The organism is Streptomyces sp. NPDC004629, from assembly GCF_042873595.1.
Classification (GTDB): domain Bacteria; phylum Actinomycetota; class Actinomycetes; order Streptomycetales; family Streptomycetaceae; genus Streptomyces.
The window spans coordinates 64040-84366 of record NZ_JBIALO010000025.1 but is presented as its reverse complement, the minus strand read 5'-3'; the positions used below and the strand labels follow the sequence as shown (position 1 = coordinate 84366).

The following is a 20327-nucleotide window of genomic DNA, read 5'->3' as shown; positions in this document are numbered from 1 at the left end:
CGGCTCAGATGGTGACGAGCACCTTCAGGGCGGAGCGCTCGTCCATCGCCTTGTAACCGTCCGGTACGCCCTCCAGGCCGACCGTCAGGTCGAAGACGGGCGAGGGGTCGACGGTGCCGTCGAGGACGTCCGGCAGCAGCTCCGGGATGTACCCGCGGACCGGCGCGACCCCGCCGCGCAGCGCGATGTTCCGGTCGAACATGACGCCCAGGTCGAGGCCGGTGCCGCTGCCGTGCGGCACACCGACGTAGCCGATGGCCCCGCCGTCCCGGGCGATGCGCACGGCCGTGGTCATCGACTGCTCGGTGCCGACCGCCTCGACGACGGCGTGCGCGCCCTGGCCCCGGGTGAGCCCGCGGACCGCCGCCACGGCCGCCTCCCCGCGTTCGGCGACGACGTCGGTGGCGCCGAAGCGGCGCGCGAGGTCCGTGCGGACCCGGTGCCGGCCCAGCGCGATGATCCGCTCTGCGCCCAACCGCCGGGCCGCCAGGACGGCGCACAGGCCGACGGCGCCGTCCCCGATGACGGCGACGTCGGCACCGGGTCGGACACCGGCGCCGAGGGCGGCGTGGTGGCCGGTGCCGAGGACGTCCGAGAGGGTCAGCAGGGCGGAGAGCAGACGGTCGTCGCCGGCCGCCTCCTTGGGCAGCACCACGAGGGTGCCGTCGGCGAACGGCACGCGCACGGCCTCGCCCTGGCCGCCGTCGTAGCCGACGGAGCCCCAGAAGCCGCCGTGTTCGCAGGAGGTGGTCAGGCCCTCGCGGCAGTAGTCGCAGACGCCGTCGGACCATTTGAAGGGCGCCACGACGAGGTCGCCGCGGCGCACGCCGTCCACCTCGGAGCCGGTCTCCTCGACGACGCCCAGGAACTCGTGTCCGATCCGCTGCCCCGGCTGCCGGGGCGCCGCGCCGCGGTACGCCCACAGGTCGCTGCCGCAGATGCAGGCGCGCAGGACCCGCACCACCGCGTCGGTGGGCAGCCGCACGACCGGGTCGGGCACGGTCTCCACGCGGATGTCGTACGGGGCGTGGATGGTGGTGGCGCGCATGGCGGGGGTCTTTCTCGTGCGTTGTCTGTGCGGTATCCGTGCGGTGTTCGTGCGGCGGTGCCTCGTGCGGTGTTCGCGCGGTGTTCGTGCGGCGTGCGCGTGGTGGTGCCTCGTGCGTCGTTGGTGCGGCGTGCGCGTGGTGGTGCCTCGTGCGTCGTTGGTGCGGCGTGCGCGTGGTGGTGCCTTGTGCGGTGTTGGTGCGGCGTGCGCGTGGTGGTGCCTTGTGCGGTGTTCGTGCGGCGTGCGCGTGGTGGTGAAGGCGTGGTCGCACGGTGGGGGGCGTGGTCGCACGGTGGTGCGTGTGCTGCGCGGAGCGTGCGGTGCGCCCGGGGTGATCGAGCCCACTTCACGGTACGTCGTCCGCGCGCCCGACCGCCGTCGGACGGACCCGCGCGTCGGACCGCGGACCGGTCAGATCCCGACCGCGCCCAGCAGGGTGCCGACCCCGTAGGTGACCCCCATGGCGAGGGCTCCGCCTGCCACGTTCCGCAGCACCGCCCGGCCGGGGGCCGCCGCGCCCAGCCGGGCGCTGCTCCAGCCGGTCAGTACCAGCGAGGCCAGCACGGACACCACGGTGACCGGGAGCCGCCGGTCCGCGGGCGGCAGCACGATGGCGAGCAGCGGCAGCAGCGCGCCGACCGTGAAGGCCAGAAAGCTCGCCCACGCCGCGTGCCAGGGGTTGGTCAGCTCGTCCGGGTCGATCCCCAGTTCCACGCGCGCGTGGGCCCGCAGCGCGTCCCGCGCGGTGTACTGCTCCGCCGCCTCCCGCGCCACCTCCCGGGACAGCCCGCGCTCCTCCAGGAGGCCGGCCAGCTCCTCCAGTTCGGCCTGCGGCTGCTCCGTCAACTCCCGCTTCTCCACGGCCAGGGCGGCCATCTCCGAGTCACGCTGGGTCGACACGGACACGTACTCGCCCGCGGCCATCGACATCGAACCGGCGAGCAGCCCGGCGAGTCCGGCGGTGAGCAGGGCGGCACGGTCGCTCGTCGCCCCGGCCACGCCGACGACGAGACCGGCCGTGGACACGATGCCGTCGTTCGCCCCGAGGACCGCCGCCCGCAACCAGTTCAGCCGGGAGCCGAGCCCGCCGCCGTGCGGCTCGTGGTGTGGGGAGTGCGTCGGTTCCATCACAGACGGAGGATCGCAGCTCGCCCTCCGCAGCGCCCACAGCGACGCTCCCGGGTGCCGGACGCGCACCGAGCGGGACGCGCATCGGCCGGAACACGCAACGGCCGTGGTGCGAGGGCGTCTTGCCGGGCGGACGGCGTGGCCGGTCGCGAAACGCGGGCCGACGGCGGGGGAATTGACGCCGGCTCGGACACGAGGAGGGGCACCGGCGGCCTGGGGGCAGGGCTGTCGGTCCCGGCCCGTATCCTCAGTGACCATGCTCGAAGACCGTACGACCGCAGCGTCCTCCCCCACCCGGTGGCCGGCCGCGTATCCGAAGGGATACGCGGTCGTTGACGTGGAGACCACCGGGCTGGCCCGGGACGACCGGATCATCTCCGCGGCCGTCTACCGGCTGGACGCGCGCGGCGAGGTCGAGGACCACTGGTACACGCTGGTCAACCCGGAGCGCGATCCGGGCCCGGTGTGGATCCACGGTCTGACGAGCGAGGTGCTGGCGGGGGCGCCGCTCTTCGCGGACATCGCCGAGGAGTTCGCCGCCCGGCTGGCGGACCGGGTGCTCGTCGCGCACAACGCCGTCTTCGACTGGCAGATGATCGCACGCGAGTACGCGCGCGCGAAACGGGAGGCGCCGGTGCGTCAGCGGCTGTGCACCATCGCGCTGTCCAAGGAACTGGGCCTGCCGCTGCCCAACCACAAGCTGGAGTCGCTGGCGGCGCACTTCGGCGTCGTACAGCGGCAGGCGCACCACGCGCTGGACGACGCGCGCGTGCTCGCGGAGGCCTTCCGGCCCAGCCTGCGGGCCGCGGCGCGGGAGGATGTCCGGCTGCCGCTGCTGGAGTGCCGGCCGCTGACCGAGTGGAACGACACGCCCGCGCCGCTGATCGGCCGGCAGGCGGGCGGCGGCTGGGGCGGCTACCGGCCGTCCGGTTGGCGTCCCGCCCGCAGGCGCCCCGCGTGCCCCTACCCCAACCCGGGGCGCTGGGAGGAGGGCAAACGGCTCAAGCAGGGCATGCGGGTCGCGTTCTCCGGGGACACGTCGGTCGACCGCGAGCTGCTGGAGGACCGGGCCACCGAGGCGGGGCTGCATGTGTCGACGAGCCTGTCCCGGCTGACCAGTCTGCTGGTCACGAACGACCCGGACTCGGGCACCTCGAAGGCGGTCAAGGCGCGGCAGTACGGCACGCCCGTGCTCGACGAGGCGGCGTTCGGCCAGCTACTGAGAGACGTGGAACCGGCGACCCCCCGCCACTGACCGCGGCGCGGGCGGCCGTGCGGTATGCGCGGGTGGGCTGATGGCGCCAGGTTGTGCCGGGCGTGGGCGGGGCGTGCGGTGGGCTGGTGGCGCCGGGTGGGCGGTGGGCGACTGCGGTCGGCACCGCCGGGATGCGCCGTGGTGATTGTTCGCCGCTGCGGCGGGATTTCCCGTTGTGGCATGTGTGAGGGGTGGCGGTACGCGAGGGCTTGGGCAAGGCGGTCCTGCGCCGCGGGGCGGTCGGGTGATTGGGGGGCGACTCGCCCGGTGATCGCTCGACCGGGGGACGGGGACCGCTCACCCTGAGCCCATGGCGAAATGCGAAGTTTGCGGTAATGAATACGGAATGACGTTCGAAGTGCACGCCCAGGGCGCGGTCCATGTCTTCGACTGCTTCTCCTGCGCGATCCACCGCATGGCCCCGGTGTGCGAGCACTGCCGGGTCTCGATCATCGGCCAGGGCGTGGAGGCCGAGGGGCAGTGGTTCTGCGGTGCCCACTGTGCCCGGGCCGCGGGCAAGACGGGGATCGTGGACCGGGTGTGAACCGGTACCCGACTGAATGCACCCGACGTCCAAGTTGTACGGTCGACGGGTGTACCGCTTCCTGTTGACCCGGCAGTGGGTGATCCTCACCCTGATCGCCCTGCTCCTGATCCCCGTGATGATCGAGCTGGGCTTCTGGCAGAAGCACCGGTACGAAGAGCGCAGCGCCCGGAACCAGTTGGTCACCGACGCGCTGTCCGCCAAGCCCGTACCGGTGGAGCAGCTGACCTCGCCCGGACACGCGGTGACCCGCACCGAGCGGTACCGCAGCGTCACCGCGACGGGCACCTTCGACACCGGCCATGAGGTCGTGGTGCGCCGCCGCGTCAACTCCGGCGACGAGGTCGGCTTCCACGTCCTGACCCCGTTCGTGCTGACCGACGGCAAGGTGCTGCTGGTCAACCGCGGCTGGATCCCGGCGGCCGGCTCCCAGACCGCCTTCCCGAAGATCCCCGCGCCGCCCGCGGGCCGCACCACCGTCACGGGGCGGCTGAAGGCGGACGAGACGACCGCGGCGAGCGGCATCAAGAACGTCGAGGGACTGCCGGACCGCCAGATCATGCTGATCAACAGCGAGCAGGAGGCGCGGCGGCTCGGCGCCGAGGTGCTCGGCGGCTACATCGAGCAGACGGCCCCCGAGCCGAAGGGCGACACCCCGCAGCAGATCTCCGACCCGGGCAAGGAAGACGCCCCGCTGAACTACGCGTACATGATCCAGTGGTGGCTGTTCGCCGCCGCGGTCCCGGTCGGCTGGGCCGTCCTGGCACGCCGGGAGGCACGCGAGCGGACCCGCGCCACGGACGGCGAGACGACGCCGCAGGCGGAGCCGGCCGCCGTGTGACCGCCGGGCGCGTCACCCGCCCGGCCGCGCCCCGGATTGCCCCGTCGGTACACCGGGAACCCGCATCTGCGTGCACCCCCGCATCGAGGACTACGCCCTCATCAGCGATGAGCAGACCGCCGGCCTGGTCGGCACGGACGGCTCCATCGACTGGCTGTGTCTGCCCCGCTTCGACTCCGGCGCCTGCTTCGCGAGGCTCCTGGGCGACGAGGAGAACGGGCACTGGAGGATCGCGCCGGTGGACGCGGACCGATGCACCCGGCGCGGCTACCGTCCCGACACGCTGGTCCTCGACACCGAGTGGGACACCCCGCAGGGGACGGTCCGGGTCACCGACCTGATGCCGCAGCGCGAGCGCGCCCCCGAGCTGATCCGGATCGTGGAGGGCGTCAGCGGGCGCGTCACCGTGCACAGCACGCTCCGCCTCCGCTTCGACTACGGCTCGATCATCCCGTGGATGCGCCGCTCCGGCGGCCACCGGGTCGCCGTGGCCGGACCGGACTCGGTGTGGCTGCGCAGCGAGCCCGAGGTGCGGACATGGGGCAAGGACTTCGGCACGCACTCCGAGTTCTCCGTCGCGGAGGGCGAGAAGATCGCCTTCGTCCTCACCTGGCACCCCTCGCACGAGCCGCGGCCCGGCCTGGTCGATCCCTACGAAGCGCTCAGCTCCAGCGTGCGGGACTGGCGGCGCTGGGCGGCCCGCTGCCGCTACGACGGCCCGCACCGGGACGCCGTCGTACGCTCCCTGATCACCCTCAAGGCCCTCACATACCGTCCGACCGGCGGCATCGTCGCCGCAGCCACCACGTCGCTGCCCGAGGAACTGGGCGGCGTACGCAACTGGGACTACCGCTACTGCTGGCTGCGCGACTCCACCCTCACCCTCGGCGCCCTGCTGTCCGCGGGATACCACAAGGAGGCCGGGGCCTGGCGCGACTGGCTGCTGCGCGCGGTCGCGGGCGACCCGGCGGACCTGCAGATCATGTACGGCGTGGCCGGTGAGCGGCGGCTGCCCGAGTTCGAGGTGCCGTGGCTGTCCGGGTTCGCCGGGTCGGCGCCGGTACGGATCGGCAACGGCGCCGTCAACCAGTTGCAGCTCGACGTGTACGGCGAGGTCATGGACTCGCTGTGGCTGGCCCGGCGTTCCGGTCTTTCACCCAAGCCGCACATGTGGTCGATGCAGAACATCCTGCTGGAGTGGCTGCGCGCCCACTGGCAGCAGCCGGACGAGGGACTGTGGGAGGTGCGCGGCGGACGCCGGCACTTCGTGCACTCGAAGGTCATGGTCTGGGTGGCCGCCGACCGGGCGGTGCGCACCCTGGAGGAGTACCCCGAACTCCCCGGGGACAAGGCGGGCTGGCGGGCGCTGCGGGACGAGGTGCACCGCGAGGTGTGCGAGAAGGGCTACGACCCGGACCGGAACACCTTCACCCAGTACTACGGCTCGCGGGAGCTGGACGCCGCCCTGCTGCTCATCCCCCGCGCCGGGTTTCTGCCACCGGACGACCCGCGGGTGATCGGCACCGTGGACGCGGTCCGCGCGGAACTGGGGCGCGACGGCTTCGTACAACGCTACGCCGGCACCGACGACGGCATCGACGGACTGCCGGGACGCGAGGGCGTCTTCCTGGCCTGCTCGTTCTGGCTCGCGGACGCGCTGCACCTGACGGGCCGTACGGCGCAGGCGCGGCGGCTGTTCGAGCGGCTGGTGGGGCTCGCCAACGACGTGGGGCTGCTGTCCGAGGAGTACGACCCGGTGGCCGGGCGTCAGCTGGGCAACTTCCCGCAGGCGTTCAGTCATATCGCGCTGGTGAACACCGCCCTCGTGCTGTTCGGGGGCGACGGGGCAGGATAGGGGCCATGGATCTTGGACTGAAGGACCGGGTGTACGTCGTCACGGGGGCCACGCGCGGGCTGGGCAACGCCGCCGCGCGCGAACTGGTCGCCGACGGGGCGAAGGTGGTCATCACGGGGCGGGACGGGGAGCGGGTCGCCGACGCGGCGGCCGAACTGGGCCCCGGCGCGGTCGGGGTCGCCGTGGACAACGCCGACCCGGACGCCCCCGCACAGCTCATCGCGACCGCCCGCGAGCGGTTCGGCCGCTTCGACGGCGTGCTCATCAGCGTCGGCGGGCCGCCGCCGGGGTTCGTCGCCGACAACACGGACGAGCAGTGGCGGGCGGGCTTCGAGTCGGTGTTCCTGGGCGCGGTGCGGGTCGCTCGCGCGGCGGCGGCGGAGCTGGCGCAGGGCGGTGTCATCGGGTTCGTGCTGTCCGGGTCGGTGCACGAACCGATCCCCGGGCTGACGATCTCCAACGGGCTGCGGCCCGGACTGGCCGGCTTGGCCAAGTCGATCGCGGACGAGTTGGGGCCGCGCGGGATCCGGGTCGTGGGGCTGCTGCCGGCGCGCATCGACACGGACCGCGTGCGCGAGCTGGACGCGCTGTCCGCGGACCCGGCGGTCACCCGGGCCGCGAACGAGGCACGCATCCCGCTGCGCCGGTACGGCACACCGGAGGAGTTCGGCCGGGTGGCCGCGTTCGTGCTGTCCCCGGCCGCCTCCTATCTGACGGGCATCATGATCCCGGTCGACGGCGGAATGCGCCACGGCTTCTGAACCCGGCACCCGGCTCGCACAGGACGGAACGGGACGGCCGACGGACACGCGTGTCTCGTCGGCCGTCCCATCCCGCTCCGTCAGGCACCGGCTCCCCCAAAAGTGCGACGCCGCCCGGCAACGGCCCGGGACCCAGCGGCTGGACTCCCCCGTGCCTTGGCCGGTGTCGCGGCGCACACGGCACCGGCTCCGGGAGCTGCCCGCCGACCGCGGCCGGTGCCCGGCTGGTTCCGCGGGGCCCCGCGCGGTGCCGAAGACCAGGGCGAGCAGAGGGCCGACGGCCACCGGCCGGGACTGGTACGGCCACCCCGACGACGCCGCGCGGCGCACCGCTGTGCTCTCGCGGCGGGACGACCAGCGGGCCGCCGACGCGGCGGCCGAACTGGCCCCGGCGCGATCTGGGTCGCCGTGGACAACGCCGACCCGGACACCACCGCACGGCTCATCGCGACCGCCCGCTAGCGCCGCGCAGCGCACCGCGGCGTTCCCGATGACGGCCCGGCGCGGCCCGGGCCGTCGGGGCCGAAGCCGCCCACGCGCATCAGCTCGGCCGGGGTGCGGTCGCAACCGGTGGGGCGGTCGGTTTCGTCATGTCACCCGTTCCGCGCGGTGCTTGACGGCTCGTAGGAACACCTCCGCCGGCAGTGCCGGCAGCCGCGCGGAGTCGCGGGCGCAGGCCAGGGATTCGGTGGCGAGGTGGTGCAGGGCCATGCCGGGGTCCACGTCCGGTTCCAGCTGGAGCCAGACCCGGGCCTGCGGTGCGGTGCGGCGGCCGATCAGCGTCGCCTGTGCGTGGGCCACTCCGTCAAGACGGGCCGCGTCCCCGACGAGCACGGTCTCCAGGGCCCGGCCGCGCAGCAGCGCGCCCGCGCCGTCGCCCGTGTCGACGACCACCTCGGCCAGCCGGCGGCGGCGCAGCACCGCGGTCAGCCACCACAGCCCGAGCAGGACGAGGACGGCGAGCGCGGCGATGACCGCGGGCCACCACCAGCCGGCGTCCCGCCACCGGCTCCGCTGGGCGTCGCTGAGCAGCACGTCGTGCGGCCCGCCGTGGATCCACCAGGACGGCGGCCGCGTGCCCAGGCCCACGGCCAGCACCGGGCCGCCGACGGCGACCAGCAGCAGACCGATGATCCCGATCAGCACCCGGTTGACGATCCGGAGCACCGCCGTCACCCCTTCCGTCCGGGCCGGGCCACACGCACCGACAGGGTGGGCGGCCGGGACAGGCCCAGTCCCCGGACCCCCTCGGCGAGCGTGAGGTCAAGGTCGGCGCGCACCTCGTCGAGTTCACGGAAGTGCGAGACCGCGCGGACGTCGGCCTTCCGTCGCCGCATCCGCACCCGTACCGACCGCACGCCCGAGACCTCCATGGCCCGGTCGCGCAGCACCTGCGCGGCGGCCGCGCGCTGGAGTCCGGCCCGGATGTCGGGGTGGCTGCGCCGCATCGGCAGCAGGCTCCGCAGGCCGGGGGTGACGGCGAGCGCGATCAGCCACAGGCCGAGGACCGTGGCGACGCCGGCGCCGATCAGCACCCAGATGTCGTCGAGGGGCCGGTGCGCGAGCTGATGGGCAAGTGCGCGGCGCCAGTGCATGGCGGGCCGGTGGGCCCGTACGGCGACGGTGTCGTACAGGAAGACGCCCGCGCCGAGCAGGAGGAGCAGTGCGACGATGCCGGCGGGGACCCGGCGCACGGACCAGAAGCGGCCCTCCCGGCCGTCCGGGCCCTCGGCGGCGGTCGGCGGATCGTGGTCCGCAGCCGAGGCGGACCCGTCGAGTGCGGGGCCGGCCGGTTTCTCCACGACCGGCAGGGGCCGGGTACCGGCCTCAGTGCCCTGGGGCTCGCTCATCGCGTCCTCCCGTCCGCGCCGTGCCCCGGTGCCAGATGCAGCCGCTCGACCTCCACGGCGACCTCCGGCACCTCCATGTCCACCAACGCGCCTACCCGCTCGGTCACATGACGACGCACGGCCGCACAGCGGGCGCCGATGTCGGTCGGGTAGTCGAGTTCGAGCTGGACGCTGACCCGGGCCGAGGCGGTGGCGGTGCCCCGGGTCCGGGCGGATTCGGCGGCCGGGGGGCGCACGACGACGGTCGCGTGCGGGGGCACGGCGTCCTTCGGGAGCGGGCCGACGGCCTCCCGCGCGGCCTGCGCGGCGATCTTCGCGACGACCCGGTCGGCGATCCGGGTGGCGCCGCGCGCGCCCGGCGCGACGGCGGTCGCGGCCCCGCGGGCCGCGACCGGCCCGTCGCTCATGGACTCATCGGCGGTTGTCATCGGGGGTGCCGGTCGCGCTTGTGGTCGCGGGTACGGAAGAAGTCACCCAGTTCCAGGTCCCCCTCCAGGAACCGGCCGACGACGAATCCGATCGCGCCCAGGGCCGCCACCAGCAGGAACGCGCCGAACCCGCCGAAGTACCCGGCGAAGCCCAGCGCCATTCCAGCGATCATGCCGATCACGGCCATGTTCATGCTGTCCTCCTCCGCTCCTCAGCCGCGTGGTCCGGTCGCCGCCAGGGCATCACTGGATCCGCGGCTCCAGCTCCTCTTCTTCTTCCTCGGGGAGCTTGACATCACTCACCGCGATATTGACCTCCACGACTTCAAGGCCGGTCATCCGCTCCACTGCAGCGATCACGTTCTCCCGGACATCGCGGGCCACGTCGCCGATGGACACCCCGTAGTCCACGACGATCTCCAGGTCGAGCGCGGTCTGTACCTCGCCGACCTCGGCCTTCACCCCGCGGGTCACCGACTTCGAACCGCCTGGCACCCGGTCGCGCACGGCGCCGAAGGTCCGGCTCAGCCCGCTGCCCATCGCATGCACGCCCACCACGTCACGCGCGGCGAGCCCGGCGATCTTCTCCACGACCCCGTCGGCGATGGTGGTCCGGCCGCGGCTCGCCGGGTCCCCACCGCCGCGTTTGGTGGCTTTGCGGGTCTGCACCGGGGTCTCGCCCTCGGCCTCGGGGCCCGTCGTCCGGTTCTGCTCCGTCATGTCGGTCATCGCCGTGCGTCCCTTCCAATCGTCCTCCTGCGACCACGGTATGTGCGGTGACGGGATTGCGCGCCAGGAATAGGGCAGGCTGGAGGAATGACGGCGGATCCATGGACCCGAGTGGTGCGGCAGCAGGTGGGGCTCGGCAGGCTGCTGCCGCTCGGCGGTGCGCAGGACGGCGGGTGGATCACGGAGGCGGCGGCCGAGGCGGTGCTGCGGCGCGCCGCCGCGGAAGTGCCGGGGGTGTACCTGGGCCGGCTGCGGATCACACGCGCCGAGCCGGACGAGATGGACGAGATGGGCCGGATGGTCGGGACCGACGAGGCTGGCGAGGCGGGCGAGGCAGCGGCCCGTAGGCCAGAGGGGGCTGGTGGGGCTGAGGGGGCTGAGGGGCCCGAGGAGGCTGAAGATGCCGCCGTGCCGGCGCCGCCGAGCGCGCTGTCCCCGGGACCGCTGCGGGTGGTGGCGGACTTCGCGGCCACGGCCGCCGCGCCGCTGCCGGAGACCGCGTCCCGGCTCCGGCTGGCCCTGGCCACGGCAGCGGACCGGCGGCTCGGGCTGACGGTCACGGAGGTGGATCTGCGGATCACCGAACTGCTGGACAAGCCTGCGGACCACCCGAAGGCGCGGGTGCCGGAGCCGGCCCCGGCCCGGGAGGGCACGGGCCCCGACGAGATCCGCGCGGCGACGGCGGCCCTGTCCGTGCCGGGCGTGGTCCGGCTGACCGGCAGCCTGGGCGGTCTTGGCCGGGGCGTGCACTGCGAGGAACGGCGGCACGGGCCGGGCGCGTCGCCGCACCGCCATGTCCGGGTGGAGCTGGCGGTGGCGGCGGGGCACCGGCCGCGGGACGTGGTCCGTCACGTGCGTACCGCGGTGGCGGCGGCACTGGAGGGGCGTACGACGGTGGCAGTGCTGGTCACGGCGGCGGGCTGAGCGCCGTGCCGCCCGGCCCGTGCGCGGCTCAGTCGCCGACGCCGGCCAGATCCCGCAGCCGCCGCGCCTGAGCGGCCCGTTCGGCGGCGCACTGCTCCTCGTATGTGCGTCCGCCCGCCTCGCGCAGCAGGGCCTTGGTCTCCACCACGGCGTCGCGTGGCGCTGCCAGGATCGCCCCGGTCAGGTCGCCTACGGCGGCGTCGAGTTCACCGACGGGCACCGCGAGGTTGGCGAGCCCACAGCTCACCGCCTCCTCGGCGCCGACGAACCGCCCGGTCACGCAGATCTCCAGCGCGCGGGCGTATCCGACCAGGCCGACCAGCGGGTGCGTGCCGGTCAGATCGGGCACGATTCCGAGGCTGGTCTCGCGCATCGCGAACTGCACGTCGTCGGCGACGACGCGCAGATCACAGGCGAGGGCGAGTTGGAAGCCGGCACCGATGGCATGCCCCTGGACGGCGGCGACGGAGACGAGGTCGTTCCGCCGCCACCATGTGAATGCCTCCTGGAAGGCGGCGATGGTCGCGTCCAGTTCGGCATCGTCGCGGCGTGCGAGATCGGTGAGCGTCGGCTCGTCCGGCATGCCGTCCGGGGCGAACATCCGCCGGTCAAGCCCGGCGGAGAAGGACTTGCCCTCGCCGCGCAGCACGACGACTCGCACGGTACCCGGCAGCGACCGCCCGGCCTCGGCCAACGCCCGCCACAGTGCGGGGCCCTGGGCGTTGCGCTTGGCCGGGTTGGTCAGGGTCACCGTGGCGAGCGCGTCGTCGACGGTGAGCCGTACGCCGTCCTTGTCGAGTGCGGGAGCAAGGTCCTGGTCGGGCGAAGCCATGGGGCGCCTCCGATGAGTGCGGTCGACACGCCGTGCCGTGACGGCATGCTAAGTGACTGCACAGTAACCACCCGGCCGATCTGAGGTGCCCCCAGGCCCCCTCAAGGGCGCTGCGGGAGGACCGGCCGGGTGGCCACCATCGAAGCCGATGGCCGCCCGGGGGTCAGGACGATGCGGCCTTCTTGCCCCGGGTCGCTCCGCCACGCCCACGCAGCGTGACGCCCGACTCGCTGAGCATCCGGTGTACGAAGCCATACGAGCGGCCGGTCTCCTCGGCCAGCGCCCGGATGCTCGCACCGGAGTCGTACTTCTTCTTCAGGTCTGCCGCGAGCTTGTCGCGCGCGGCGCCGGTCACCCGGCTGCCCTTCTTCAGAGTCTCGGCCACCCGTGCCTCCTCATGGGAAGTGCGCTCTGGTCTCCTCATGATCACCCCTCCTGGGCTCGATGGCCACCCATTCGGCAAGGTCCGTAAGACACGGTTTTGACGACAGGAGCACATCCCCACAAGCGGAATCAGTGGTTCCGATGCGTGCCGTCCGTACCGCCGAACGGGTTCATTCGTGAAGTGCCAGGTCAGAGACGCACGACGGCCGACCCCTCACCGACGGAGGGATCGGCCGCGACATGGGTGTAGGACACACCCGGATACCAGGAGATCTCACACAGATGATGGATCACCGATGGGCCGAATGATCCATAGCCCGTGGATCATTCTTTCGATCAAGCCAGGGCGACGATCAAGCCAGGGTGACGAGGTCCGCGTAGTCGGCGCCCCACAGGTCCTCCACGCCGTCCGGCAGCAGGATGATCCGCTCCGGCTGAAGCGCCTCCACCGCGCCCTCGTCGTGGGTGACCAGGACGACCGCGCCGGCGTAGGTGCGCAGCGCGCCGAGGATCTCCTCCCGGCTGGCCGGGTCGAGGTTGTTGGTCGGCTCGTCCAGGAGCAGCACGTTCGCCGACGAGACGACGAGCGTGGCGAGCGCGAGGCGGGTCTTCTCGCCGCCGGACAGGACGCCGGCGGGCTTGTCGACGTCGTCACCGGAGAACAGGAACGAGCCCAGGACCTTGCGGACCTCGACCAGATCCATGTCGGGAGCGGCCGAGCGCATGTTCTCCAGGACCGTGCGGTCGGCGTCCAGGGTCTCGTGCTCCTGCGCGTAGTAGCCGAGCTTGAGGCCGTGGCCGGGGACGACCATGCCCGTGTCCGGCTGTTCGACGCCCGCGAGCAGCCGCAGCAGGGTGGTCTTGCCCGCGCCGTTGAGGCCCAGGATGACGACCCGCGACCCCTTGTCGATGGCCAGGTCGACGTCGGTGAAGATCTCCAGCGAGCCGTACGACTTCGACAGGCCCTCGGCCATCAGCGGGGTCTTGCCGCAGGGCGCGGGCTCCGGGAAGCGGAGCTTGGCGACCTTGTCGGACTGGCGGACCGCTTCGAGGCCGGACAGCAGCTTCTCGGCGCGGCGTGCCATGTTCTGCGCGGCGACGGTCTTGGTGGCCTTGGCCCGCATCTTGTCGGCCTGGGCGTTGAGCGCGGCGGCCTTCTTCTCGGCGTTCTGCCGCTCGCGCCTGCGGCGCTTCTCGTCGGCCTCGCGCTGCTGCTGGTAGAGCTTCCAGCCCATGTTGTAGACGTCGATCATCGAACGGTTGGCGTCCAGGTAGAACACCTTGTTCACTACCGTCTCGACCAGGTCGACGTCGTGCGAGATGACGATGAAGCCGCCGCGGTACGTCTTCAGGTAGTCGCGCAGCCAGGCGATCGAGTCGGCGTCGAGGTGGTTCGTGGGCTCGTCGAGCAGCAGCGTGTCCGCGTCCGAGAACAGGATCCGGGCCAGTTCGATACGGCGGCGCTGACCGCCGGAGAGCGTGTGCAGCGGCTGGCCGAGCACCCGGTCGGGCAGGTTGAGCGCGGCGGCGATGGTGGCGGCCTCGGCCTCGGCGGCGTACCCGCCCTTGGTGAGGAACTCGGTCTCCTGGCGCTCGTACTGCTTCAGCGCCTTCTCCCGGGTGGCGCCCTGACCGGTGGCGATGCGCTGCTCGTTCTCGCGCATCTTGCGGATCAGCACGTCGAGGCCGCGCGCCGACAGGACGCGGTCGCGGGCGAGGACGTCCAGGTCGCCGGTGCGCGGGTCCTGCGGCAGATAGCCGACCTCGCCGGAGCGGGTGACGGTGCCGGCGGCGGGGATGCCATCGCCGGCCAGGACCTTGGTGAGGGTGGTCTTGCCGGCGCCGTTGCGGCCGACGAGACCGATGCGGTCGCCCTTGGCGACGCGGAACGTGGCGTTCTCGATGAGGATGCGGGCACCGGCGCGCAGCTCGATACCGGAGGCGGAGATCACGGACAGACTCCAGGGCGGGAAGTCGTTGGCGGGATGGGCGGCTGAGGACGTTCCCGCCGTCTAATGCGCGAGGAGAATGGCCATGAGGGTCAGTCTAACGGGGCGGCGCAAGCGGTTTTCCCGGGTCCGGGTGTCCCGTTCCGCGGCCCGGCATCCCGTTGCCGAGGGGCGCGCGGTGCGGTGCGACGGGCCCGAGGTCGTCCACGGCGACGAGCTGATCGGTCCAGGCGCCCCGCGCGCAGGGCTGGGCGACGAGCAGGTTCGGGCCGTGCCGCACGGCGCGGTCGGGGCGGAACGCGCAGCGCTCGCGCGCGGGCAGCACCCAGCGCAGGTCGCCGTCGGCGGTGCGGTACGCGGTGATGCGGCGCGGGGTGACCACGGCGAGCATGCCCCGGGGCAGCGGGCGCAGGACGCCCGTGGCGCCGTGCGCGGCGAGCCAGCCGGATGCCGCGGGCAGGGCGCGGTGCCAGCGCACGGAGCGGCCGTCGGTGGCGGTGACGAGTCCGTCGTCCCAGAGGGCGATCGCATGCCCGCGCGCGGGGAGCACGCCGAGCGGGCGGCGGCCCTCGCGCGCGTAGCGCCAGCGCCGCTCGCCGTCGGCCGGGTCGTACGCCTCCACGGCCGCACCGCGGGTGCGGACCGCTGTCGCGGGCTGCCCCTCGGGGCCGTGGGCGGTGAGCCGGTCCCCGTAGGGGGCGGCGGGGCGCAACTGGTGGGCGGCGGCGAGAAGCACGCCCACGAGGGCGCCGGCGAGAGCGAGCCCCCGAACGGCGCCACACGCCCGCCCCGGCCGACCCCGCCCCACGCCTCCTCGCCCCTCCCCGCCACCCGGCACCCACACCGCCCCCTCGACTCCTTCGACACCCTCCGGCACACCGTGCCCTTTCGGGCCCTCGGGTTCGCCCAGTCCCTCCGGGGCGATCAGTCCATCCAGTCCCTCTTGGCTAATCGGCCCCTCTGGCCCCTCTGGTCCCTTTGGTCCGCCACGCCCCAATGGCCCTCCTGTCCTTCCGGTCCGCCCGGTTTTGCCGGTCCGCCCGGTTTTGCCGGTCCGCCCGGGGTCGGCCCCTGGTTCCTCCAGGCCGGCCGGTCCGCCCGGTGCCTCTGGTCCGCCGTCCTTCCATGCCACTAGGTCGTTCGGGTCCGGCCAGGGCCTCTGGCCCCAGTCCACCCACTCCCCCCGCTCCCTCGGGGTCATGCCGGCCGCCTAGCCGCCAAGTCCGCACGGTCCGTCCAGTCCTTCCGGGCCGGTCGGGGCAGGCGGAGAGCGTAGCCAGGCGGGGGCGGGGCGGCCGGGCGCGCAGGGGCGACACGCAAGCGGGCGGCGGGCCGTCCCCCGTTCAGCCGCACGGCTGTCGGATCGGGGGCATGGGCCGGTGCGACACGTTCCGGTGAAGCCGGGGTCGGTTGCCGCCGGGCGTTGTCAGTGCCGGGTGCAAGACTGGGCGGCAGATCGGATCCACGGGAACCGAAGGGCCCGTCGGCAGACATAGGTGAGGCATGTTCACAGGGGAGTGATCGGCATGGCAGGCACGGGCGGAGGGCGTCCGAGCATCTATCCGACGCTGCTGTACGCGGACGCGAAGGCGGCGATCAAGCAGCTCACGGAGGCCTTCGGATTCACCGAGCTTTCGGTGTACGAGGGAGAGGACGGCTCGGTGCTGCACGCCGAGCTGGTGCAGGGCAACGGCGCGGTGATGCTGGGCTCCAAGGGCCGCGGCGGTGTCTTCGACACGCTGATGAGGGACGCGGGCCCGGCGGGGGTGTACATCGTGGTGGACGACGTCGACGCGCACCACCAGCGCGCCGTGGACCACGGCGCGGAGATCGTGATGCCCCCGACGGACCAGGACTACGGCTCGCGGGACTACACGGCCCGGGACGCCGAGGGCAACATCTGGAGCTTCGGGACGTACGCCCCCGAAATAGGGATCTGACCCGCTCCGGCGCGCACTATCCGCCGGTGTGCACCTGGAAGGCGGCCCGGCGCACCGCCTTGGCCAGGGCCGGGTCGGGGTGCGCGGCGGCGAGCGCGACCAGGACCTGCACGGTGCGCGGATGCCCCACCGCGCGCACCTCGTCGAGCAGCCGCGGGACAGTGGGCTGTACCGCGGACTCCAGATGACGCACGAGCATCGGCGCCTCGCCGTGGTCGGCGACGGCGGCGGCGGTGTCGACCCACAGCCAGGTGGCCTCTTCGCGGGTGAGAACCTCGTGGGCGTCCTCCGGGTCGGCCCCGTCGTGCTCGGCCAGCCACAGCAGGGCGTAGGGCCGCAGCGTGGGCTCGTCGACGACGCCGCGCACGTCGGGCTCGGCGGGGGCGCCGACGACCCGCAGCGCCTCGAAGGCGAGGCCGCGCAGCAGCGCGTCGTCGCCGCGGGCGGCCCCGATCAGTTCCGTGACGGCGCTGCCGACGGGGCGGGCGGCGAGCCAGGCGCGGTACTCGGCGCGGGCGGCGTTGGGGCGGAGCTGGGCGCAGCCGCGGAGCATGTCCTCGGCGGACTGTTCGATGTTCCCGGCCGGGCTCTGCGCGGCCACACAGATCTGCTCCAGTTTGACCCACACCGCCCAGCTGCCGAGCGAGGTGAGGGTGGCCTGGCCGTCGCCGTAGGTGAGGGCGCCGACGGAGGCGAGGGCGTGCAGGGCCCAGTCGAGGATCGGGGCGAGGAGAGCGTCCTCGGCGGGCGCGGGCGGCGGGGCGGCGGGCGCGCCGGCCGTCGGGAGCGCGGCACCCGGGGCATCGTCCGGACCGGGCTCGTAGGGGACTTCGCAGCGCTCGGTGCGCAGTTCGGTCACCCGCTGCCGGAGCAGGTCGAGGAGCTGCTCGACCGGGACCGGACCGGCGGACAACTGGAGGAAGGAGAGCACCTGTGGCATGGCCGAGACCACGTCCGCGACGACCGCGTGCTCCTGCTCGGCGGGCTCCGGATGGGCCAGCGACCAGGCGTCGAAGAGAGCGACCCAGCCGCGCAGTACGGCACTGTCGTCCCGGTCCCAGGCGCGCAGCCGCCAGCCGGGGCGGGCGCTGTCGCCGTGCACCTCGACCAGGCCGGCGAGGCGGGCGGTGTCCCAGTCGGTCCGGACCTGGGCCACGGTCAGATGCAGATCGCCGGCCGCGCGTTCGGCGGCCGCGTCGGAGAGGGTGGCCTTGCCGTCCTCGGTGGCCCCGGCGCGGCCGGGGCCGAGGGCGGCGTCGGCCCAGTGGGCGACGCGGGCCGCGCCCGCCAGGCCGGAGCGCGCCATTCTGGCCAGCTCCGCGGGGGCGGGCGTGCCTTCCGGTGGCCGGGGTGCGGGGCGGCGTGGGCGCCGCTGGTTCACAGCTCTGGGGGCGGCGGCCAGGGGTCGCGGTCGGACGAGTCGAAGCCTGGAGTCGCGCGGGATACGGGACGTCACGGGGGCAGTCTTCCGGTTGACGGTCCGAAAACCCAAACGGAATGTCACGGCGGGCGACGAGGGTGGCCAACGCGCGGTGCCCGGCTGGGGCGGACGGGCCAGGATCAGGCCACCGGTACGGAGTTAAACGGAATGGATTACATGAGCGGAGTCAGGAACCGGCGCAGCTGTTCCTCGTACCCCTCGGGGTCGGCGTTCCACATGGCCGCGTGCGGGGCGTCGGCGACGGTGTGCAGGGCGACGCGGTCCGGGCGGCGGTCGGCGAGGCGCCGGGAGTACACCCAGGGGGCCACGGTGTCGCCCGGGCCGTGGATGATCAGGGTGGGCACGTCGAGCCGGGCGGGGTCGGCGGCGTCGGCGAGGCCGTCGGGGTGCAGACCGGTGCGCCCCTGCGCGGCGCGCACGGCGAGCGGCAGCACGGCGTCCGGCGTGTGGCGGGCCGAGGCCAGGGCGCGCAGCGTGGCCGGCCAGTCCAGCACCGGCGAGTCCAGGACGAGGCCGGCGATGCGGTCCCGCTCGGGTGAGCGGGCGGCGGCGTGCAGGGCCATGGTGGCGCCGGTGGACCAGCCGAGCAGGATCACGCGGCCTGCGCCGTGCCGGACGGCGTAGCGGATCGCGGCGTCCAGGTCGCGCCACTCGGTCGCGCCGAAGTGGTTCAGGCCGTCGGGCCTGCGGGGTGCGCCGAGGTCACCGCGGTAGGCGAGGGCGAGCACCGGCAGGCGCCTGTGGTGCAGGAACCCCATGACGTTCAGGGCCTGTTCACGGGTGGTGCCCAGGCCGTGCACGGCGATCACCCAGATGTCCCGGTGGCCGGGCACGAACCACGCGGGCAGCGGGCCGAGTTCGCCGGGTATGTCGATGTCGGCGTGGTCGAGGTCGAGGGCGGATGCCGGGTTGCCGACGTGCACGTTCGGGGTCAGCCAGACCTTGTCGCCGACCCCGAGGGTGCCGTGGGTGACGCCTTCCAGGCGGCGTACGACGGTGTCGGCGGTGCTCCGGACGGACTCCAGGACGGGGCCGACGACGGCGTGCGAGCCGTCGCCCGCGAGGCCGTAGGTGCCGGGGCGCAGGGAGGCCAGATCGCGGGTGAGGGTGATCTGTCCCGCGGCCGTGCCGTGCACGGTGAGCCGGGGTTCGGTGGGCAGGGGCCCGCCGGCGGGCGCCTTGAGCGCGGCGTCGCTCGCCAGCCGCCCGGCGGCTACGCCGGCCGCGCCGGCTGCCAGGGCCGCGGTGAGGGCGGCGGCCGTCGCCGTGACAGTGCGCACGGAACCAGTGTGCTGGGGGAGGGGGTGGGGGGCCAGTGGAAGCGGGGGGTCTTTGGCCGGGTTGCGCAGTTCCCCGCGCCCCTGGGGTGGGGGTGCGGGTTGTGTTGTCGGTGGGGGTTGTGGGTGGTTTGTTGCGCAGTTCCCCGCGCCCCCAGGGGAGGGGGTGCATGCCGTTGTCGGTGAGTGCGGGTCGTGGGTGGTTTGTTGCGCAGTTCCCCGCGCCCCCAGGGGAGGGGGTGCGGGTTGTGTTGTCGGTGCGGGGTGTGGGTGGTTTGTTGCGCAGTTCCCCGCACCCCCAGGGGAGGGGGTGCATGCCGTTGTCGGTGAGTGCGGGTCGTGGGTGGCTTGTTGCGCAGTTCCCCGCGCCCCTGTCCCTAGGGTTGGCCGTAGGTGTGGAGGTGGGTTGCTGCTTCTGTTAGTTGGGTGGGGGTCAGGAGGGTGGGGGTGTGGCCCGGTACTGAGGATGCGGTCAGCCACAGGCGGCACATCCACTCCAGTTGGGCGGTGCGGTCGTAGGCCTGGTCGAGGGTGGTGCCGTAGGTGAGGGTGCCGTGGTTGCGCAGCAGGCAGCCGGAGCGGCCGGCGAGGGCGCGGAGCATGTTCCGGGCCAGTTCCTCGGTGCCGTACGTGGCATACGGTGCGACGCGGACGGGGCCGCCGAGCGCCGCCGTCATGTAGTGGATCGCGGGCAGTTCCAGGACCAGCGTCGAGACGGCCGTGGCGTGCACGGCGTGGGTGTGGACGACGGCCCGCGCGTCCGTGGCGCGGTAGACGGCGAGGTGCATGGGCAGTTCGCTGGTGGGCACCAGCGTGCCGAGCACCTGCCGGCCGTCGAGGTCCACGCCGGTCACGTCGTCCGGTGTGAGCCGGTCGTACGGCACGCCCGAGGGCGTGACCAGCACGGTGTCGCCGACGCGCACCGAGACGTTCCCCGAGGTGCCGACTACCAGCCCGTCGGACACGGTGCGGCGGGCCGCGCCGACCAGTGCCTCCCAGGCGTGTGCCACCTGTGCCGTCATGCCCTGAGCGGTGCCCTGATCCATGCCCTGATCGATGTCCTGGTCCATGTCCTGATCCTGGCGGGTGACCCGGATCTGCTCAACGGGTCGTGGTGGCCACCGTGGGCGCGCCGCCCGCG

Annotated in this window: 21 protein-coding genes; 7 read left to right on the top strand and 14 right to left on the bottom strand. The window is 73.6% G+C overall.

The window, feature by feature from the left end:
• Positions 1–4 precede the first annotated feature (4 nt).
• Both ACFYTE_RS31240 and ACFYTE_RS31235 read right to left on the bottom strand, forming a co-directional pair.
• Positions 5–1048: a zinc-dependent alcohol dehydrogenase family protein gene (locus ACFYTE_RS31240; RefSeq protein ID WP_388717727.1), complete on the bottom strand. Its 1044-nt coding sequence runs from the start codon at positions 1046–1048 to the stop codon at positions 5–7.
• 411 nt (positions 1049–1459) lie between these two features.
• The gene (locus ACFYTE_RS31235) at positions 1460–2179 is read right to left on the bottom strand and encodes a VIT family protein (RefSeq protein WP_388717724.1); all 720 of its coding nucleotides are present in this window, start codon (positions 2177–2179) and stop codon (positions 1460–1462) included.
• Positions 2180–2432: 253 nt separating this feature from the next.
• On the opposite strand from ACFYTE_RS31235, the gene ACFYTE_RS31230 reads away from it, so the two are divergent.
• From ACFYTE_RS31230 to ACFYTE_RS31210, 5 genes are all read left to right on the top strand, one after another.
• Positions 2433–3431: a DEDDh family exonuclease gene (locus ACFYTE_RS31230; protein WP_388717721.1), complete on the top strand. Its 999-nt coding sequence runs from the start codon at positions 2433–2435 to the stop codon at positions 3429–3431.
• A 310-nt stretch (positions 3432–3741) separates the two neighbouring features.
• On the top strand, positions 3742–3975 hold the full coding sequence (locus ACFYTE_RS31225; protein WP_388717718.1) for a hypothetical protein: 234 nt from the start codon (positions 3742–3744) through the stop codon (positions 3973–3975).
• 49 nt (positions 3976–4024) lie between these two features.
• Positions 4025–4816, top strand: a complete 792-nt coding sequence (locus tag ACFYTE_RS31220) for an SURF1 family protein (protein WP_388717715.1) — start codon at positions 4025–4027, stop codon at positions 4814–4816.
• 70 nt (positions 4817–4886) lie between these two features.
• Positions 4887–6671, top strand: a complete 1785-nt coding sequence (locus ACFYTE_RS31215) for a glycoside hydrolase family 15 protein (RefSeq protein ID WP_388717712.1) — start codon at positions 4887–4889, stop codon at positions 6669–6671.
• A 5-nt stretch (positions 6672–6676) separates the two neighbouring features.
• Positions 6677–7432 carry an SDR family oxidoreductase gene (locus ACFYTE_RS31210; RefSeq protein WP_388717709.1) on the top strand — a complete coding sequence of 252 codons (756 nt, stop codon included), beginning with the start codon at positions 6677–6679 and terminating at the stop codon, positions 7430–7432.
• A 588-nt stretch (positions 7433–8020) separates the two neighbouring features.
• Here ACFYTE_RS31210 and amaP read toward each other — a convergent pair.
• The 5 genes from amaP to ACFYTE_RS31185 are packed head-to-tail and all read right to left on the bottom strand — an operon-like array spanning position 8021 to position 10439.
• On the bottom strand, positions 8021–8608 hold the full coding sequence (gene amaP / locus ACFYTE_RS31205) for an alkaline shock response membrane anchor protein AmaP (RefSeq protein WP_388717707.1): 588 nt from the start codon (positions 8606–8608) through the stop codon (positions 8021–8023).
• On the bottom strand, positions 8605–9282 hold the full coding sequence (locus ACFYTE_RS31200) for a DUF6286 domain-containing protein (RefSeq protein ID WP_388717704.1): 678 nt from the start codon (positions 9280–9282) through the stop codon (positions 8605–8607). Before ACFYTE_RS31200 ends, amaP begins: the two co-directional genes overlap by 4 nt.
• Positions 9279–9689 (bottom strand): Asp23/Gls24 family envelope stress response protein, encoded by a 411-nt coding sequence (locus ACFYTE_RS31195; RefSeq protein ID WP_388717701.1) that lies wholly within the window; start codon positions 9687–9689, stop codon positions 9279–9281. The genes ACFYTE_RS31200 and ACFYTE_RS31195 overlap by 4 nt, the downstream gene beginning before the upstream one ends.
• Before the next feature lie 17 nt (positions 9690–9706).
• Positions 9707–9904, bottom strand: a complete 198-nt coding sequence (locus ACFYTE_RS31190) for a hypothetical protein (RefSeq protein WP_388717698.1) — start codon at positions 9902–9904, stop codon at positions 9707–9709.
• A gap of 49 nt (positions 9905–9953) precedes the next feature.
• Complete coding sequence (locus ACFYTE_RS31185; RefSeq protein WP_388717695.1) at positions 9954–10439, bottom strand: Asp23/Gls24 family envelope stress response protein; 486 nt, start codon at positions 10437–10439, stop codon at positions 9954–9956.
• Positions 10440–10526: 87 nt separating this feature from the next.
• Between ACFYTE_RS31185 and ACFYTE_RS31180 the strand changes: the two genes are divergently transcribed.
• Complete coding sequence (locus tag ACFYTE_RS31180) at positions 10527–11363, top strand: nucleopolyhedrovirus P10 family protein (RefSeq protein WP_388717692.1); 837 nt, start codon at positions 10527–10529, stop codon at positions 11361–11363.
• Between the two features lie 28 nt (positions 11364–11391).
• On the opposite strand, the gene ACFYTE_RS31175 is transcribed toward ACFYTE_RS31180, so the two are convergent.
• The 4 genes from ACFYTE_RS31175 to ACFYTE_RS31160 all read right to left on the bottom strand — a co-directional run bounded on the left by ACFYTE_RS31175 (position 11392) and on the right by ACFYTE_RS31160 (position 15264).
• A complete protein-coding gene (locus ACFYTE_RS31175; RefSeq protein WP_388717690.1) occupies positions 11392–12195 on the bottom strand; it encodes an enoyl-CoA hydratase/isomerase family protein in 804 nt (267 codons plus the stop codon).
• Between the two features lie 163 nt (positions 12196–12358).
• A complete protein-coding gene (locus ACFYTE_RS31170) occupies positions 12359–12580 on the bottom strand; it encodes a helix-turn-helix domain-containing protein (protein ID WP_004002281.1) in 222 nt (73 codons plus the stop codon).
• Between the two features lie 352 nt (positions 12581–12932).
• The gene (gene abc-f, locus ACFYTE_RS31165; protein WP_388717687.1) at positions 12933–14531 is read right to left on the bottom strand and encodes a ribosomal protection-like ABC-F family protein; all 1599 of its coding nucleotides are present in this window, start codon (positions 14529–14531) and stop codon (positions 12933–12935) included.
• A gap of 94 nt (positions 14532–14625) precedes the next feature.
• On the bottom strand, positions 14626–15264 hold the full coding sequence (locus tag ACFYTE_RS31160) for a hypothetical protein (protein WP_388717683.1): 639 nt from the start codon (positions 15262–15264) through the stop codon (positions 14626–14628).
• A 790-nt stretch (positions 15265–16054) separates the two neighbouring features.
• On the opposite strand from ACFYTE_RS31160, the gene ACFYTE_RS31155 reads away from it, so the two are divergent.
• The gene (locus ACFYTE_RS31155; protein ID WP_388717680.1) at positions 16055–16468 is read left to right on the top strand and encodes a VOC family protein; all 414 of its coding nucleotides are present in this window, start codon (positions 16055–16057) and stop codon (positions 16466–16468) included.
• 16 nt (positions 16469–16484) lie between these two features.
• On the opposite strand, the gene ACFYTE_RS31150 is transcribed toward ACFYTE_RS31155, so the two are convergent.
• The 3 genes from ACFYTE_RS31150 to ACFYTE_RS31140 form a co-directional block, all read right to left on the bottom strand.
• Positions 16485–17924, bottom strand: coding sequence for a hypothetical protein (locus ACFYTE_RS31150; protein ID WP_388717677.1), 1440 nt, complete (start codon positions 17922–17924; stop codon positions 16485–16487).
• 137 nt (positions 17925–18061) lie between these two features.
• On the bottom strand, positions 18062–19189 hold the full coding sequence (locus tag ACFYTE_RS31145; protein ID WP_388717674.1) for an alpha/beta hydrolase: 1128 nt from the start codon (positions 19187–19189) through the stop codon (positions 18062–18064).
• A gap of 374 nt (positions 19190–19563) precedes the next feature.
• Entirely contained in the window at positions 19564–20232 is a 669-nt protein-coding gene (locus ACFYTE_RS31140; protein WP_388717839.1) for a class II aldolase/adducin family protein, read from the bottom strand.
• Between the last annotated feature and the right edge of the window lie 95 nt (positions 20233–20327).

Excerpts from the sequence above, each read along its gene's own strand:
- ACFYTE_RS31230 (WP_388717721.1), top strand. The coding sequence starts at position 2,433 with ATGCTCGAAGACCGTACGACCGCAGCGTCCTCCCCCACCCGGTGGCCG.
- ACFYTE_RS31200 (WP_388717704.1), bottom strand. The coding sequence starts at position 9,282 with ATGAGCGAGCCCCAGGGCACTGAGGCCGGTACCCGGCCCCTGCCGGTC.
- ACFYTE_RS31140 (WP_388717839.1), bottom strand. The coding sequence starts at position 20,232 with ATGGATCAGGGCACCGCTCAGGGCATGACGGCACAGGTGGCACACGCC.
- ACFYTE_RS31155 (WP_388717680.1), top strand. The coding sequence starts at position 16,055 with ATGGCAGGCACGGGCGGAGGGCGTCCGAGCATCTATCCGACGCTGCTG.
- ACFYTE_RS31195 (WP_388717701.1), bottom strand. The coding sequence starts at position 9,689 with ATGAGCGACGGGCCGGTCGCGGCCCGCGGGGCCGCGACCGCCGTCGCG.
- ACFYTE_RS31185 (WP_388717695.1), bottom strand. The coding sequence starts at position 10,439 with ATGACCGACATGACGGAGCAGAACCGGACGACGGGCCCCGAGGCCGAG.
- ACFYTE_RS31190 (WP_388717698.1), bottom strand. The coding sequence starts at position 9,904 with ATGAACATGGCCGTGATCGGCATGATCGCTGGAATGGCGCTGGGCTTC.
- ACFYTE_RS31240 (WP_388717727.1), bottom strand. The coding sequence starts at position 1,048 with ATGCGCGCCACCACCATCCACGCCCCGTACGACATCCGCGTGGAGACC.
- ACFYTE_RS31225 (WP_388717718.1), top strand. The coding sequence starts at position 3,742 with ATGGCGAAATGCGAAGTTTGCGGTAATGAATACGGAATGACGTTCGAA.
- ACFYTE_RS31180 (WP_388717692.1), top strand. The coding sequence starts at position 10,527 with ATGACGGCGGATCCATGGACCCGAGTGGTGCGGCAGCAGGTGGGGCTC.
- ACFYTE_RS31210 (WP_388717709.1), top strand. The coding sequence starts at position 6,677 with ATGGATCTTGGACTGAAGGACCGGGTGTACGTCGTCACGGGGGCCACG.
- ACFYTE_RS31175 (WP_388717690.1), bottom strand. The coding sequence starts at position 12,195 with ATGGCTTCGCCCGACCAGGACCTTGCTCCCGCACTCGACAAGGACGGC.